Origin of the sequence: Streptomyces sp. G-G2 (assembly GCF_030063135.1) — a bacterium.
Lineage (GTDB): Bacteria > Actinomycetota > Actinomycetes > Streptomycetales > Streptomycetaceae > Streptomyces.
In genome coordinates, this window is record NZ_JASISO010000015.1 from 76,714 (window position 1) to 92,614 (window position 15,901).

Genomic DNA, 15,901 nt, shown 5'->3' on the forward strand with positions numbered 1-15,901 from the left:
CGGCCCGCGGGGACCTCAGTCGCTCTTGGGCTGGTCCGCGTTGCGCCAGATCGTGAAGTCGACCGTGATGTACTTGCTCGGCTCGTCCGGGCCCGACTTGCCGCGGTAGGTGGCCACCGCGATGTGACCGGCCTTGCTCAGGACGCAGATCTGCGAGCCGTCCGAGAGCTGGTCGAGGCTGATCTTCTCGGTGTAGCGGGTCTCGGTGCGGCAGGTCTCCAGCGAGCCCTTCTGCGCGTTGTTCAGCAGGACCAGCTTCCCGTTCGTGGTGCCGACCTGGTCCCGCCCGAACAAGGTGTCGTTGTAGTAGAAGAGGTCACCGTGGCCGTAGAGCACACCGCCGCCCTGGTCCTCGGTGGGGCGCGGCGGATTGTCGGCGAGGAGCAGCTGGTAGTTCCCCGTGATGTCGACACCCGGGTACGAGGCGGGCTGGGGGTCTGGCCGCTTCTGCGAGGCGCTGGGAGCGCCACTGGCGCCCGTACCGCCGCCGCCGGTCGACTTGGCGTCGGCGCCCTTGCCGGTGCCGTCCGGCAGCAGGTAGCCAATGACCGCGAGCCCGACGACCGCGGCCGCGACGGACGCGGCGACGATCAGCCCGGTCCGCCTGGGGCGCTGCGCGGGGGGCGGGTATCCGGCGGCGTGATGGAGCTGCGGGGGGTAGTAGCCGTGCGGGACGGTGCCGGGGGCGCCGGGGTGGCCCGGAGGGGGCGTGCCCGGGGCGCCGGGGACCCCCGGGGCGGACCGCGTCGGCGCCGCCGCCACGGCGTAGGCGGTCGGCGTGTACGGGTTCGCGGCGCCCGGGGCCGGAGTCTGCGGGGACCATGCGGTCGGGGTCGGCGTGACGGGGGCCTGCACCGGGGGCGGGGTGGGCGCGGGCGCGGGCAGTTGCAGCCGCTCGGTGATGGACCCGGCGATGGTGCGCGGCAGCCAGTCCTCTCCCTGGCGCAGCGGCTCGGGTGAGATCTCCTGGCACAGCCGGATGACCTCGGTCAGGGCCGGGCGGTCCGCCGGGTCCCGGCTGAGGCAGCGGGTCACCAGGGACCGGAGTTCCTCGGGGAGCCTGCTGAGGTCGGGGTCCTCGTGCACGATCCGGTAGAGCACGGCGTGCGAGGGGCCGTCGCCGAAGGCGGGCGCGCCGATCGCCGCGTAGGCCGCGATCTGGCCGAGGGCGAAGATGTCGGTCGCGGCGGTGATCGCGCCGGCCGACGCCTGCTCGGGCGCCATGAAAGCGGGGGTACCGATGCTGACGCCGGTGCTGGTGAGGGCGGTGGTGTCGGCCGCGCGGGCGATGCCGAAGTCGATGACGCGGGGGCCGTCGGAGGCGAGGAGCACGTTGGCGGGCTTCAGGTCGCGGTGGACGATGCCCGCGCCGTGGATGACGTGGAGGGCCTCGGCGACCCCGACCGTGAGCAACAGGACGCTGCGCAGGGGCAGTCCGCCGTGCTGGGCGACGGCGTGCGCGAGGGAGGGGCCGGGCACGTAGGCCGTGGCCAGCCAGGGCATCTCGCCCTCGGTGTCGGAGTCGATGACGGGCGCCGTGTACAGGCCCTGCACGCGTTGCGCGGCCCGCACTTCCTGCTGGAAGCGCCGCCGGAACTCGGGGTCCTCGCCGAACTCGGGCCGGATCACCTTGAGCGCGATGGGCCGCCCGCCCGGTGTGTACGAGAGGTACACCTTGCCCATGCCGCCCGCGCCGAGCACGGCCGCGAGACGGTAGCCGCCCACCACCGCCGGGTCATCTGCCTTGAGCGGCTGGAAGATACCGGCCTGCGGCGCACTGCTCATAGCGAACCATCCCCTGTTGGCGGCGTCCGGCCCGTGCCGACGCCCCGAAGTCAACCGAGAGAGTATCCAATTGACCGGCGCCGGTAGGCCGCGCCGCCCGGCGGATCGAGGGGGTCGATCCACCGGGCGGACCTGTCAGGTGCGGTAGGCGAAGTAGACCGCGTTGGGGTAGGACGCGATCAGGCTCGCCAGCGACTTGCGGTAGGTGTTCGTGGAGTGGTAGGTGACGTAGGGCGTTCCCGCGCTGCTCCGGTACGTCACGATCATCGAGTGGTCCTTGGAACCGTCCCGGTTGAAGTCCATCTGCAGGATGTCGCCGACATCCATCTGGTAGACGTTGGCCAGGTTGGTGGCCCGCTTGTTGGAGTTGGTGAACCAGGCCCACTCGTTGGCGCCCGCCCACGAGTCGGTGTTCAGGCTGCCGTCGTACCACCAGTTGCGGTAGTCGTAGGTGGTGCCGGAGACGTTCTGCCAGCCGCCCGCCTTCAGCGACTGGCTGATGAAGTTGGTGCAGTCGCCCCCGGCCCCGTTGAACTGCCGGTACGCCGGGTTGTAGTTCTTCCAGTACTTCTCCGCGTACGCCGCCATGGCGGCGTAGTCGTACGTGCCGCCGGTCTTGACCTTGGGCTTGGCCGGTGCGGGGTACGAGGTGGAGGCCGGGGTGCCGTCGGGGTAGGTCTGGCCGTCGTCGTCGATGGCGGCGACCTTCTTGACGGCCGTCGGCTCGTTGACCGCGACCGGGCCGTTCTCCTTCGAGGCGATGGAGCTCAGCTCCCAGGCGCCGCCCGGCTTCGCGGTGAGGTTCAGCTCGTACCGGGTCTTGAAGCCGGTCGTCGTCGGCTCGTCGCCGCGGACCTTCTTGTAGGTGAGGGTGGTGTCCTCGGTGACCTGGACGGTCGCGTGCCCCTTGGTGATCGTGGACTTGTCCACGGTGACCTTGGTGTCGGCGTCGCTGTAGGCCTCGCCGAGCGCCTTGAGCCGGGTCTTGCGGGACTGCAGCGACGACAGCGCGGCGGCCTCGTCCTTCTGCAGCTGGGGGGACATGCGGGTCTTCGCGCCCGAGGCGGCGGGGCGGCGTCCCGACCGGTCCTCGACGAGTGCCTCGGTGCGCTGGGAGAGCACGTCGTCGGCCATGCGCGCGAAGGTGTTGAGGGTCTTCTGGTCCGCGGTGTGCGACGGAGGCGCCTCACTCGCGAAGGAGGACGGCAGGAATGCGTACGACAGGACTGCGGCCAGGGCCACGCCAACGGCGGGTCTGAACGTCTTTGGTATCACGATAGTTCCCCTTGTCACCGGTCCACACGAACCGGCGGGACGGAATCTTCGCACAGCCTGGCGACTCTTGGGACCGGGCCCGGTTCCGGTCGCGCATCGGTGCGGACGGCGAGGTTCCGCGGACTCCTCCGGCCCCCTTTTCCCTGTGCGGGCCCTGTGGGCCGACTGTGAGATAGCGGGAGTAAAGGAGTCGGGGTGTGGTAGGTGTGCCAACAAGTTCTATATTCGTACGAACAATCCATGCGCGGCGGGGGCTGCGGTGACTACGGGGGAAGACGATAACGATGCCCGACACCCACGACGCCCCGCGTCCCCAGCCGCAGTCCCGGGCCGAGCACAAGGCCCGGAAGAAGGCACTGAACCGCAAGCGGCTGGGCATGGGCGCCGCCGTGATCGCCGTCGGTGTGACGGCCGCCACTGGCTACGCCTTCACCCTCGGCGGCTCCTCGGGGGCCGCCGAGCAGGACGGGAAGTCCGCCGCGGGCGGGACGGGCGCCAAGAACGGCCCCGCCGCGGCCGGTGACGAGAAGGCCTGGGACGGCAAGACGAAGGTGCTGGGGGACGGCTCCACCTCCTACACCGGACCCCAGCCGGGCCAGCTCAAGCCCGAGCGGCTCAAGCCCGGCGAGAAGCCGCCGCAGTTCGTGGTCTTCTCCTGGGACGGCGCGCTGGAGGGCGACGACCACCTCTTCTCGCACTTCCGCGAGGTGGCCAAGGAGAGCAAGGCCCACATGTCCTTCTTCCTCACGGGCATCTACCTGCTGCCGGAGAGCAAGCGGATGCTGTACAGCCCGCCACAGCACAGCCAGGGATCGGCAGCCATCTCGTACCCGACGGTCCCGCACGTGAAGAGCACGCTGGAGCAGCTGCGGGGCGCCTGGACCGACGGCGACGAGATCGGCTCGCACTTCAACGGCCACTTCTGCGGGCCCAAGGGCGGCGGGGACTGGAGTCCCGCCGAGTGGAAGAGCGAGATAGACCAGTCGTACTCGTTCATCAAGAACTGGAAGACCAATACGGGATTCACCAACGTGGCGCCCCTGCCCTTCGACCCCGACCGGGAGGTCGTCGGCGGCCGCGCGCCGTGCCTGGAGGGGCAGAAGAACCTGCTGACCGCGATCAAGCCGTACGGCTGGCGCTACGACGCGAGTTCCTCGGGGGATTTCCAGCTCTGGCCGTCCAAGCCCAATGGCATATGGAACTTTCCCCTGCAACTCGTGCCGTTGCAGAACAAAGAGGTGCAAGTCCTCTCCATGGACTTCAACTTCCTTTACAACCAGTCCGGCGACAGCGTCAAGGGTGACCCGGCCAAATATCCGGCATGGGAAGAACAGACCCGTATGTCATATGTGAATGGTTTCAACCGGGTCTACAACGGCAGCCGCGCGCCCATGTACATCGGCAACCACTTCGAGGACTGGAACGGCGGCATCTACATGAAGGCCGTCGAGGACGTCATGCGGGACGTCTGCCCGCGTCAGGAAGTCAAGTGCGTGTCGTTCCGCGAGCTGGCCGACTGGCTGGACGTCCAGGACCCGAAGGTCCTGGAGAAGCTGCGACTGCTCGATCCCGCTCAGGCGCCGGACTGGAGCAAGCTGGTGAAGTGAGCACGCCCGCGCGCGCTCGCCTCACCCCGCCCTCGCGCCGTCGCTCTCACTTCACGCCTTTGATGTAGTCCGACCACAGCCGCACCGCGCGGTCGGGGGCGGAGGCCGCCGGGGCGTCACCGCCCAGGCCCGTCAGCGGCAGCGGAACCAGGTCGGTCAGGGACATCCGGTAGACGACCACGGCCGTGGACTCCTGCTCGGTACTGGCCACGAACCAGCCCGTGGTGTTCGCGGCGGTCGTCCCCGTCTTGCCCGCCGCGCCCGGGTGCGCCTTGTTCGCGGCCTTCGCCGACCCCGTGGTCACGGTGTCCCGCATCGCCTCGGTCACCGCGCGCGCCGTCCCCGCCGACATCGCCCGGGTGGGCTTCGGGGCGCCGACCTGCAGCGCGCTGCCGTTGCGGGTGATCGCGCGGACCGAGTAGGGCTCGGTGTGCATGCCGCCCGCCGCGAAGGTCTCGTAGGCACCGGCCATGCGGATCGCGCTGGGCGCCGAGTTCTCCCCGAGCGCGAAGGCGGGCACCTGGGGGCCGAGGCTCGAACTGAGCAGTCCCGCGCGCTCGGCGAGCGCGTCCACGTGGTCGAGGCCGACGTCGAGGCCGAGTTGCAGCATGGGAGTGTTCACCGAGTCCGCGACGGCCTGGCGCAGGGTCACCTGCCCCCAGTCGCGGGCGCCGTCGTTGCGTCCCTTGACCACCTTGCCGCTGCGGTCCCAGTAGGGGCCGTCGGGCGTCTGCACGGTGACCTGGTTGTTCCCGTCGTACCGAGAGGACGGGGAGACGGTGGTGCGGGGCTTGCCGCGCGTGCGCAGGATGCCGTCCTCGAGCGCGGCGGCGTACACGAACGGCGTGAACGCCGTGCCGACCGGGATCGTCGTCGCGTTCGACTCGTTGAAGCCCTGCTTCAGGTAGTCGGGGCCGCCGTACACCGCGAGCAGCCGTCCGTCCGGGGCGATGCTCGCCGCGCCGATCTTGGCGAACGTGTCCGTGGTGGGACGGCGCTGGGCGTCGAAGCCCTCCTGCGCCTTCTGCACCGCGGCCGTCAGGGCGTCCATGCGGGACGCGTCGAAGGTCGTGTAGATCTGGTAGCCGCCGAGGTCGAAGTCGGCGTCCTTGATGTGCCCGGACTTGATCGCGTACGCCTTGGCCAGCTCGACCAGGTAACCGGCCTGGCCGCCCGCGTCGCTGGTGACGGAGCGGGCCTGGGGTTCGGGGAACTTCGTGTACGTGGCGCGCTCGGCCGCCGAGAGGTTGCCGGTCTGGACCATCCGGTCCAGGGTCCAGCTCCAGCGCTCCTCGGCCCGTTGGCGGTTGTCCTTGCTGATCGCCGGGTCGTAGAGCGCGGCGCCCTTGAGGAGGGAGGCCAGGAAGGCGCCCTCGCTGGCGTTGAGCTGGGAGACGTCCTTGCCGTAGTAGGCCTGGGACGCCCGTTGGATGCCGTAGGTGCCGCGGCCGAACCAGCTGGTGTTGAGGTAGTCCTGGAGGATCTGCTTCTTGCTCGTCTGCTGGTCCAGCTTCACCGCGAGGAGGATCTCGGTGAACTTGCGGGACAGGGTGCGGTCCTGGTTGAGGTAGGCGTTCTTCACGTACTGCTGGGTGATGGTGGAGCCGCCCTGGGTCTCCCCGCCGGTCACGGCGGCCTTCACCGCCCGCAGGAATCCACTGGGCGAGACGCCGGGGTCGGAGTAGAAGCTCGCGTTCTCGGCCGAGAGGATGGCGTTCTGGACCTTGACGGGCACCTTCTCCAGGGGCATCTCCTGGCGGCTGACCCAGCCGGTGCGGGCCATCTTGGAGCCGTCGGACCAGTAGTAGACGTTGTCCTGCTGCTTCGCGAACGAGTTGAGGTCGTCGGGAATGTCCGTGACGGCGTAGGCGCACGCCACGAAGGCGACCACGGCGAGGAACCCGTACACGCAGGCGCCCAGCCACTGGCGCCAGGAGGGTATCCAGCGGCGCCAGTCGGTGCGGCCGGGCCGGGGGTACGCGGGACGCATCCGCCGCAGCAGGGGGCGGACGGCCTCGACGGCCGGTGCCAGTGCGGACCGGGCGCGGGCCAGCGCGCCCGCCAGCGCGGGACCGACGGCCCGGCCGGACGCGGCGGACGCACCGGCCTCTCCAGCCTCTCCGGCCTCCTTGGAACCGCCCGTTTTGCGCCGTCTGCCGGTGGATGCCCCGCCCTTTGTCCAGGCCCGCCTGCTCACACCCAATGTCCCCTCTGACGTACTTCCCCCCTCACCCTAGAACGGTCGTACGACGGGCCGTGACGTCGCCCCGGTCCGCCGACCGGACACTCCGCCGACATATGCCGGTGGGTGACCTAGCATGCTCACATGAGTGATCGTGCGATGCAGGAACCCACCCTCCTCCTCCTCACCGCGCTCGCGGACGAGCCCCGGCACGGCTACGCGATCGCCCGCGAGGTGGAGCTGATCTCCGGCGGCCGGGTGAAACTGCGGACCGGCACGCTGTACGGGGCCCTGGAGCGGCTCCTCGGGCAGGGGCTGATCGAGGTGCACGAGGAGCAGATCGTGGACAGCCGCCTGCGCCGCACGTACACGCTCACCGCCGCCGGGCGGGAGGGCCTCTCCGCCGAGGCCCGGCGGATCGCCGCCACGGCGCGCGAGGCGACCCGCCGCCTGGGGATCTCCGGAGAGTCGGCCACCGCGTGAGCCTCCCGCTGCTGCGCCTGTACCCGGCGGGGTTCCGCCGCGAGTTCGGCGACGAGATAGCCGAGGCGTACCACGACGCCACCCGGGAGGCGGGCCCGCTCACCCGGCTCCGGGAGGGCTGCGACATCGCGGCGCACGCACTGCGCATGCGCCTGGGGCTGGGTTCCGCGCAGCGCGGCGGGCGGCTCTTCGCGGCCGTGGCGCCCTTCGCCCTGGCCGCCACGGCCTCGTACGCCGCCTCCAACCTCGCCTCGACGATCGCCGACTGGCGGCTCAGCAACAACCCGGAGTACCTCGATCCGCTCACCTACGCCACGAGCGCGGGCTACCTGGTGGCCCTCGTCGGCGCGGTCGTGGCCCTGTGCGGGCGCTACACCGGAGCCCTGTGGGCCCTGGCGGGGACGGCCGGGACGGCGCTCTCCGTCCTCGTGACCGTACTGCCCGCCGACCGGCCCGTGCCGTGGCAGCTCCCGGCCTTCCTGCTGCTGCCGATGCTGTCCGTACTCCTTCCCCTGGCCTGCCCGCCCGACCTGCGGCCGTCCCGCAGGATCCGCAGCGCCGCGGGAGTGGCCGCCGTGGCCCTGTGGGCGCCGCTCGCCGTGCTCCTCTTCGCCCTGATCGATGCGCGGGGGCTCGGTCTCTTCGTCCACTGGCGGTACGCCGTCCCCGTGGTCGCGGCCCTGGCCCTGGCGGGCCGCTCGGCCCTGGCCGGGCTCCGCACCATGGGTCAGTTCGCGCTCGCGGCGGCGCCCTTCATGATCACCGCGTTCTTCGGCGGGGTGCTGGCGCAGGACACGGCCCTCCCCGCGCTCGCGGTGATCGGCGGCGCCGCCCTCGGCGTACGGCTGTGGCGCGGCCGCGACTCCGGGACGCCCACCTCCACCTGAGGCCGGGGTCAGCCCACCCCCGGGACGGGACGGTCCGCTCGCGGAGCGGGGCGGCCCGCGCTGACGCGGATCTTGGACTGGCCGTGGCCCAGCTCCTCCCAGTCCTCCATGAACACGGCCGCCAGTCCGTGCCGGGCGGCCAGGTCCAGCAGGGTCTGCGTCCGGTAGTAGAAGTCCTCGCGCAGCACCTGGTGTTCGGAGCCGGTGGTGCGGTCGAAAGTGAAGTCGAAGTGGCCGCCGGGCGCCAGTATCCGGCCGACGTGGGCGAGGCACTCGTCGATGACCTCGACCGGCGAGTGCGAGAACACGCTGTGCGCGTGCACGACGTCGAAGTGGGCGTCGGGCAGGAAGTCCAGCGTCAGGTTCCCCGTGATGGTCAGGTGCGGGACCTTGTCCTGGAGCCCCCGCGCGGTCAGCGTCTCCTTCGCGGCGATCAGGATGTCGGGCGAGATGTCGATGCCGTAGTAGTGGCCCGGCTCCAGGTAGTCGATGAAGTGCCAGCCCGCGCGCAGATTGCCGCAGCCGATGTCGAGCATGCGCGCCCCCGGTTCGAGCCCGTGCCGGAGCAGGTAGTCGAACTGCATGCGCCCCAGCGCGAGCCACCGTTCGTGCGTCTGGCTGCCCACCGCCGCCTCGGGGCTGCGCTTGGTGTCCGAGGCCATGACGGCCCGGTAGTAGCCCACGTGGTCGGGGTGCTTGAAGGCGAGCCACCGGTCCCGGGCGGCGCGCTTCAGGTACGGGGCGACGCGGCCCGGCCGGGTCGCGGCGTACCTGACCTTGTGGGCGAGGGACGCCCGGTTGGCGACGAGGTTCTTCTTGCTGGCCATGCCTACTCCATCTCCGTCACACACGGGTGCCCCGGCAGGCGGGACGGTGCCGACCGCTGACGTGCGGCCTTCATGCGATCACTATATGCCGGTCACCGACATATGTAGATCGAGGGTCCGTCGGCAGGCGGCTCGGGCGTCACGGGTACGGGTGTCACCGGTACGGGGACATGGCGAAGGAGCGGCCCGCGCCGGGGCCGCGAAGGGGTGGGGGCTCAGCGGCCAGTGGCGGCGCGGAGCGCGGCCAGGGCGGCCGAGGCCCGGGCCGCTTCGGGGAGGCCGAGCGCGCCGAGCTGTTCCAGGGCCTCCGTCAGCCGGGCCTCGGCCCGGTCGTGCTCGCCCGCCGCCGCCAGGGCGGTGCCCAGCAGGCGCAGGGCCCGGGCCTCCGCGGCGCGCCAGCCGAGGAGCCGGGCCGCGGCCAGCGCCCGTTCGCCGCACGCCACGGCCTCCCGGGTACGGCTGCCCGCGAGCTGGGCCGTGGTCTGCGAGATCAGGTTCATCACCTCAAGGGCCGGGTAGCCCCCGCGCACGCCGAGTTCGGCGCTCTCCCGGTGCCGGGCGACCGCCTCGTCCACGGCGCCGGTGTGCCGCGCCACGATGCCCAGGCTGTACACCGCGTGGGCCTCGCCGTAGCGGTCCCCGCTCTCGCGGGCGGCTGCGAGGCTCAGCCGACAGGCCTCGGCCGCCTCGTCGAAGCGGTGCAGGTTCAGGAGCGTACTGACGCTGTTCGAGCGCGCGCTGGCGGTGCCCCACGCGTTGCCGCAGGCCGTGCCCAGGGCGATCGCCTCCCGGTACAGGACCTCGGCCGCCGCCCAGTCGGCGCCCGCCTGCCGGACCACGGCCCGGCAGGTCAGGATCTCGGTGCGCACCACCTCGTCGGCGACCGAGCGGGCCGCGCGCCCGGCCCCGGCCAGGACGCGCTCCGCCTCCTCCAGCCGCCCCAGCCGGGTGAGGGCCGCGCCCAGCATGTAGCCGGCGCGACCGGCGGCCCGTACCTCTCCGCGCTCCTCGGCGACCCGCAGGACGCGGCGGGCGGGGGCGACGACGGCGGGCCACAGGAACGATCCGTCGAGCGGCGGGTCGAGTGCGAGCACGGCGTCGGCGATCAGCCCGACGGCCGACGGGCTCGCCTCCAGCACCTGGGCGGCCACGGCGAGGACGGCCTCGATGTGCGGTGCCAGCGCCTTCCCCCCGCCGACCCGGGGGACGAGGGGCACGCCGTCCGCGACCGTGGGGGTCAGCAGACCCACGAGCGGGTGGCCGGGACGCTCCACGGCGTACGCGTACCGGGCGCAGGCCAGGATGTGGTCCATCAGCCGCAGGAGGGACTCCGCCGTCTCCCCGGGGCCGTCGCACTCCGCGGACCGGGCGCCCGCGAACTCCTTGATCAGGTCGTGGAACCGGTAGGTGAACGGAGCCGGGGACTCCAGCAGGCCGAGCGAGGTCAGCCGCTCCAGGTGCCGTGCCGTCTCGGGCCGTTCGAGTCCGGCCAGCGCCGCCGCCGCGGTCAGGTGCACCGTTTCCGCGCGCGGGACGGCCAGCAGCCGCAGCAGGCGCGCCTCGGCCTCGCCGAGCAGGTCGTATCCGAGCCGGAAACAGGCTTCCACGCTGTCCTCGGGCGCGGTCCCTCCGGGTGCGTCGGGGCGGCTGCCGTCGAGGAGCCGTACGAAGTCGGCCAGCCGCCAGGCGGGGCGGGCCGCCAGTCGCGAACCGGCGATCCGCAGGGCCAGCGGCAGGCCGCGGCAGCGTTCGACGAGGGCCGCGGCCTCGGCGGGTTCGGCGGCGGTCCGCCCCTCCCCCACGATGCGGCCGAGCAGCACCAGCGCTTCGGCCGCCGGGAGGACGTCGAGCCGTAAGCGCACGGCCGCCGGGATCTCGGGCAGCGCGCCGCGGCTGGTGACCAGCACCGCGCAGGAGGGCGTCCCGGGCAGGAGGGGGGTCAGCTGGGCCGCGTCGCGGACGTCGTCGAGGACGAGCAGCATCCGCTGCCCGGCCAGCCGGGACCGGTAGAGCGCCGCGCGTTCCTCCGGTTCGTCGGGGAGGGACGGGCCGACGACGCCGAGCGCGCGCAGGAACGCCCCGAGTACGGCGTCGGGTTCCGCCGGGTCCTCCCGGACGCCGCGCAGGTTCGCGTACAGCTGCCCGTCCGGGAAGCGCTCCCGCAGCCGCTGGGCCGCGTGCACGGCGAGGGTGGTCTTGCCGACCCCGCCGATGCCGCCGATGACGGCGATGGCCATCGCCTCGGGTGCGGCGCGCGTGAAGGTACCCAGCAGGGACCGTACTTCGTGCTCGCGGCCAGTGAAATCCCCTGGCACATAAGGGAGTTGAGCCGGAACCGGCAACCGGACCGCGGCGGCCGCGGCGCCGGACGGGAGCGACACGGCGGGCGCGCTTGCGGGCGGCGCCGACCGCGCCTCCCGGCCCCGGCCGCTGCGTTCCAGGGCCGTGTCCCGCAGGATGCGCAGCCGGTCGTTGAGGGGGTGTTCCAGGCACAGGCCGGTCAGTTCGGCGACCAGCCGCGCGTGGTGCCCGAGCCGTACATCGAGCTCGATCCGCTCCGTGAGGACCGACAGGCGCAGTTCGGTCAGGCTCTCGCGCTGGATGCGCGCCTGCGGGCCGGGCAGCCCGGCCAGGGCGGTCCCCGGCCACATGCCCAGGGCCCGCGCGAGCAGGTCCCGCGCCGCTGCCGCGTCCCCGGCCGCGGCGACGGCGCGGGACCGGGTGACGAGGTCCTCGAATCGGGCCAGGTCCAGGGCGTCCCGGCCGATCTGGAGGGTGTAACCGGGTCCCTGGGTGGCGAGTCCGGCGCCCAGGGTGCGCCGCAGCCGGTAGACGTACGACCTGACCGTGCCCACAGCCGCCCGCGGCGGCTGCCCGTCCCACAGGCCGTCGATCAACTCGTCGAGTCCCACGACCGCGTTGCGCCGGTACAGCAGCATGGCGAGCAGGGCGCGCTGCTGCGGTGGACCCAGCGGCAGCGGGACGACGCCCCGGTGCGCCTGAACCGAGCCGAGCAGGGAAAACCGCGGTTCGGGCAGCGTGCCGCTCATGAATCTTCTTCCAACCCCCGTACGGACGGGCGATATTTGCGTGCACCCGCCACTCATTCGGAACCCTACCAAGGGCGCGGTGCCGGCCGGTCCGTCCGGGCCGTCCATCGATCGTGCACGGGCTGTTGATCCCCTTTCGCCACCCTGTGTCCGGCAACACCCGTTCAGGGAGGGGAAAGACAAGATGCCGGTTCCGACCGACCGCGTCACCGTGACGATCCACGCCACCGATCCGCTCGGGCGGGCCGGGGTCGTCAGCCATCTGCGCGACCAGCCGACCGTGGAGGTCCTGCCCCGGTTACCGGAGCGGGACGGACTCGCGCCCGCCGCCGTGGCCGTGATGCTGGTCGACCGGATCGACGAGCACTCGGCGGCCGAACTGCGCGAGGTGCTGCGCGGGGGCGAGCAGCGCGTGGTCCTCGTCGCCCGTGAACTGCGCGAGCCGGAGCTGCTCTCGGTGGTGGAGTTCGGCGTACGGGCCATCGTCTGGCGTCACCAGGCGACCGAGGACCGGCTGGTCAAGGCCGTACGTCAGGCCGCGCACGGCGAATGCGTCATGCCGCCCGACTTGATCGGCCGGGTGCTGGGCCAGGTGAACCGGCTGCGCCGCTCGGAGAAGGCGGCGGCCTGCCAGGGCGCGGCCACGCCGCCCCTGTTCGGCCTGGCGCCGCGCGAGACGGACGTCCTGCGCCTGGTAGCGGAGGGCCTGGACACCCGTCAGATCGCCGACAAACTGGCCTACTCCGAACGCACCGTCAAGAACGTCCTGCACGGCCTGATGACCCGGCTGCGCCTCAACAACCGGGCGCACGCGGTGGCGTACGCGATGCGCGAGGGCTACATCTGAGCAGGACCTCCGGCCCCGCACCGCCGGCCCCGCACCGCGGCCCGAGACCGTGCGCCCGACGGCGCCTCAGGCGGCCGCGGTGAGGCCGAGCCGGTGGCGGGCGAATTCCCGGACCAGGGGATGGCAGCGGTAGCGGCCCGAGGAACCGTGGCCCAGCAGTCCCGAGCCGACGAGTTCCTCGATCGCGGCGGCCGCCTCGGACGCGGAGGTCCCGAGCAGCGCGCCCGCCTCCGGCGCGCCGAACCCGCCCGGCGCCGCGGCGGTCGCGCGCAGGGCCCGCAGCGCCGCGGCGGACAGGCCTTCGGCCCGGCGGCGGAAGCCGTCCTCGACCGAGCGGCCGTCCGCCCGCAGCCGCGCGAGCAGGCCGCTGCCGCCGCGCGCGGCCAAGGCCCGCACCGTCAGCCCCGGTTCGCGCCGCAGGCGGGTGCCCGCCAGGTGCAGCGCGAGCGGCAAACCCCGGCAGCGGAGGGCGAGTTCGCGCAGGGCGACCGGGTCCTGGCGGACCCGTGGCGGGCCAGCGCTCGCGCCGAGCAGTTCCAGCGCGAGGGCCTCGTCCAGTTCCGGTACCTCGATCAGCCGCGCTCCCGGTACGACGAGCCCGCGCGAGGCCGCGGTCACCAGGGCCGCGCAGCCGGGGGTCCCGGGCAGCAGCGGCAGCAGCCCCCGCGTATCGCGGGCGTTGTCCAGCAGGAGGAGGACGCGCCGCTCCGCGAGGAGGGAGCGGTAGAGGGCCGCTCCCTCCTCGGCTCCGTCCGGCACCGCCGCGCCCGGTACGCCGAGGGCCCGCAGGAGGCCGTCCAGCGCGGCGGGGTGTCCCGCGCCGAGGTCGGCCCGCAGCACACCGTCGGGGAAGTGCGCGGCGACCCGCTCGGCCACCTGGGCGGCGAGGGCCGTCTTCCCGATGCCGGGCATGCCGGTGAGCACGGCGACGGGCACCCCGGCCGCGGTGGCGCAGAGGAGCCGGACGAGCAGGTCGCTCTCGGCGGCCCGCCCCACGAACGGCGCGGACGCGGGCGCAGGCGTGAGCGCGGGCGGGGCCCCCGCGGCGGGCGCGGGCGCGGCCCCGGAGGGCCCGCCGGGGCCCGGCGCCCTGACGGCCCGCCATCGCAACCGGTCGTGCAGGCAGGAGAGTTCGGGCCCGGGCACGGCGCCGAGTTCGAGGGCGAGGGTGGCCCGCGCGGCCTCGTACACGGCGAGTGCCTCGCCGGACCGGCCCGTCCGGTAGAGGGCCCTCATCAGCAGGGCCTGGGCGCGTTCGCGCAGGGGGTGTTCCGCGGCGAAGGCCCGCAGTGCGGCGACCGCGGCGGTGTCGCGGTCGAGCCCGAGTTCGAGGGCGTCCTGGTAGTGGTCCTCCCGGGCGGCCAGCCACAGCCCGGTGAGCCGTTCGCGCTGGGCCGCGGCATAGGGGCCGGGCAGACCGGCGAGCGGGGATCCGGCCCAGAGCGCCAGGGCCTCGCCCCGGACGCGGTACGCCTCTCCGGTGGCTCCGGCCGCCCGGCGCCGGGCGGCTTCGGCGAGGCCGTCCTCGAAGGCGTCGACGTCGACCAGCGGGCGGGACAGCCGCAGGGCGTACCCCCCGCCGGAGTGGACCAGGACCCGGGCGGGCGCGCGGGCGGCCCGGCCGGGTTCGAAGAGGGCCCGCAGCCGGGACGCGTACGTCCGCAGGGTGCCCACGGCGCGCGGCGGCGCCTGGTCCCCCCAGAGCGCGTCGCACAGTTCGGGCACGGGTACGGACCGGCCCGCCCGCAGCACCAGGACGGCCAGCAGCGCCTGTTGCTGGTTCGGGCCCAGGCCGAGCGGGGTCCCGTCGGCGGTCCGCGCGGTCACCGGGCCGAGCAGGCGCAAGCGCGTGCCGTCCGCGACGCCCCGCGTGCGCTCCCCTTCGCCCACGCAGTGTTCCCCCACGTGCCGCCCTCGCTCCCTCGATCACCGCGAGGGGTCAGGGTACGCGCGGCGGATGACCGGAACGTGACCCCTCCGGCCGCAGGGGGTGGAGCGGCCGGAGGGAAGCGGGGCGTGTCCGACGCCCCGGGCGCGCGCTACGGCGCGGTGACCTCACGCGTCAGCTTCGAGCTCCAGGGGCACCAGGTCGAGCCGGGGAGCAGCGCGCCGCCGACCTCGCCCAGGTGGTCGTTGACGTAGGAGATGCTCGCGTCACACACCTCCACGGCCATGCTGAAGAACTTCACCGAGTCCGGGGCCAGCTGGTACTTCCACGGCCGGTTGTAGGTGGCGGGGGTCTTGACGACCCGGCCCATGACGCTGATGTTCTCCTTGTCGACACCGCTGAGGATGTCGCGGGCCTGCTGGATCCGGGCCTGGTCGGTCAGCTTGAACACGAAGGTGTTCCGGCCGTCGGTGAATTCGAAGTAGGAGGCGGAACCCTGGGCGGCGGTTTCGTTCGGCGCGGCCTGGGCGGGGGCGGCGAGGCCCATGGCGAACAGGGAAACCGCGGCGAGACTGCCGGCCTTGGTGAGGGTGCGTCGCATGCCTGATACCTCCAGTGCTGTCGGGTCGCGTTGTCGACCCGTCTGCGGCGAACGTAATCCGGAAATCGACGGATTGGTCCGCTGTCCACCAAGGGTGCCCCAACGGACTCCCAAGAGAGCACCAAAGGGCACCCATGGAGGTCCACGGATGCCCTCTCGTCCGGTCGGCGGCGGATGCCGGGTGTTTTCAGCCGCCGCGCGGCGTCGCCCCCGCCGCGCCTCGCCGACCACCGCGCCTCGTCACGCGCCGCGCGGGGCGATGACCTTCCCGTCCGCCCGCACCGTGATGGCCTGCGCCGGGCAGATGTCGGCGGCGTCGAGCAGCCGCGGGTCCTCGCCGGTCTCCGGCTGCCGCACCGAGGCGTGTTCGTCCTCCAGGGCGAACACCTCCGGGGCGACGGCGGCGCACATGCCGGAGCCCAGGCACAGCTGCCGGTCCGCGTGCACGGTCCAGGTCCCGGTCATCGCG

12 protein-coding genes are annotated in these 15,901 nt (G+C 73.0%); 4 read left to right on the forward strand and 8 right to left on the reverse strand.

Annotated elements, in window-relative coordinates:
• Positions 1–15 precede the first annotated feature (15 nt).
• Both QMF80_RS14595 and QMF80_RS14600 read right to left on the reverse strand, forming a co-directional pair.
• On the reverse strand, positions 16–1,785 hold the full coding sequence (locus QMF80_RS14595) for a serine/threonine-protein kinase (RefSeq protein ID WP_283453211.1): 1,770 nt from the start codon (positions 1,783–1,785) through the stop codon (positions 16–18).
• 135 nt (positions 1,786–1,920) lie between these two features.
• A complete protein-coding gene (locus tag QMF80_RS14600) occupies positions 1,921–3,027 on the reverse strand; it encodes an amidase domain-containing protein (protein WP_283453214.1) in 1,107 nt (368 codons plus the stop codon).
• A 317-nt stretch (positions 3,028–3,344) separates the two neighbouring features.
• Here QMF80_RS14600 and QMF80_RS14605 point away from each other — a divergent pair, with 317 nt between their 5' ends.
• Entirely contained in the window at positions 3,345–4,667 is a 1,323-nt protein-coding gene (locus tag QMF80_RS14605; RefSeq protein ID WP_283453216.1) for a polysaccharide deacetylase family protein, read from the forward strand.
• Between the two features lie 46 nt (positions 4,668–4,713).
• Here the strand turns inward: QMF80_RS14605 and QMF80_RS14610 are convergent, their stop codons facing one another.
• The gene (locus tag QMF80_RS14610; protein ID WP_283453330.1) at positions 4,714–6,657 is read right to left on the reverse strand and encodes a transglycosylase domain-containing protein; all 1,944 of its coding nucleotides are present in this window, start codon (positions 6,655–6,657) and stop codon (positions 4,714–4,716) included.
• A gap of 336 nt (positions 6,658–6,993) precedes the next feature.
• Between QMF80_RS14610 and QMF80_RS14615 the strand changes: the two genes are divergently transcribed.
• Entirely contained in the window at positions 6,994–7,332 is a 339-nt protein-coding gene (locus QMF80_RS14615) for a PadR family transcriptional regulator (RefSeq protein ID WP_283453218.1), read from the forward strand.
• The gene (locus tag QMF80_RS14620) at positions 7,329–8,219 is read left to right on the forward strand and encodes a hypothetical protein (RefSeq protein WP_283453221.1); all 891 of its coding nucleotides are present in this window, start codon (positions 7,329–7,331) and stop codon (positions 8,217–8,219) included. The genes QMF80_RS14615 and QMF80_RS14620 overlap by 4 nt, the downstream gene beginning before the upstream one ends.
• Before the next feature lie 8 nt (positions 8,220–8,227).
• Here QMF80_RS14620 and QMF80_RS14625 read toward each other — a convergent pair whose 3' ends face one another.
• Both QMF80_RS14625 and QMF80_RS14630 read right to left on the reverse strand, forming a co-directional pair.
• Positions 8,228–9,046 carry a class I SAM-dependent methyltransferase gene (locus QMF80_RS14625; protein WP_283453222.1) on the reverse strand — a complete coding sequence of 273 codons (819 nt, stop codon included), beginning with the start codon at positions 9,044–9,046 and terminating at the stop codon, positions 8,228–8,230.
• Between the two features lie 215 nt (positions 9,047–9,261).
• Positions 9,262–12,096, reverse strand: a complete 2,835-nt coding sequence (locus QMF80_RS14630; protein ID WP_283453224.1) for an AfsR/SARP family transcriptional regulator — start codon at positions 12,094–12,096, stop codon at positions 9,262–9,264.
• 184 nt (positions 12,097–12,280) lie between these two features.
• On the opposite strand from QMF80_RS14630, the gene QMF80_RS14635 reads away from it, so the two are divergent.
• Entirely contained in the window at positions 12,281–12,943 is a 663-nt protein-coding gene (locus QMF80_RS14635) for a helix-turn-helix transcriptional regulator (protein WP_283453227.1), read from the forward strand.
• Positions 12,944–13,009: 66 nt separating this feature from the next.
• Here the strand turns inward: QMF80_RS14635 and QMF80_RS14640 are convergent, their stop codons facing one another.
• From QMF80_RS14640 to QMF80_RS14650, 3 genes are all read right to left on the reverse strand, one after another.
• Positions 13,010–14,833 (reverse strand): AfsR/SARP family transcriptional regulator, encoded by a 1,824-nt coding sequence (locus tag QMF80_RS14640; protein WP_283453229.1) that lies wholly within the window; start codon positions 14,831–14,833, stop codon positions 13,010–13,012.
• 149 nt (positions 14,834–14,982) lie between these two features.
• Positions 14,983–15,432, reverse strand: coding sequence for a BP74-related protein (locus QMF80_RS14645; protein ID WP_283453231.1), 450 nt, complete (start codon positions 15,430–15,432; stop codon positions 14,983–14,985).
• A gap of 240 nt (positions 15,433–15,672) precedes the next feature.
• Positions 15,673–15,897: a ferredoxin gene (locus QMF80_RS14650; protein WP_283453233.1), complete on the reverse strand. Its 225-nt coding sequence runs from the start codon at positions 15,895–15,897 to the stop codon at positions 15,673–15,675.
• Positions 15,898–15,901 lie beyond the last annotated feature (4 nt).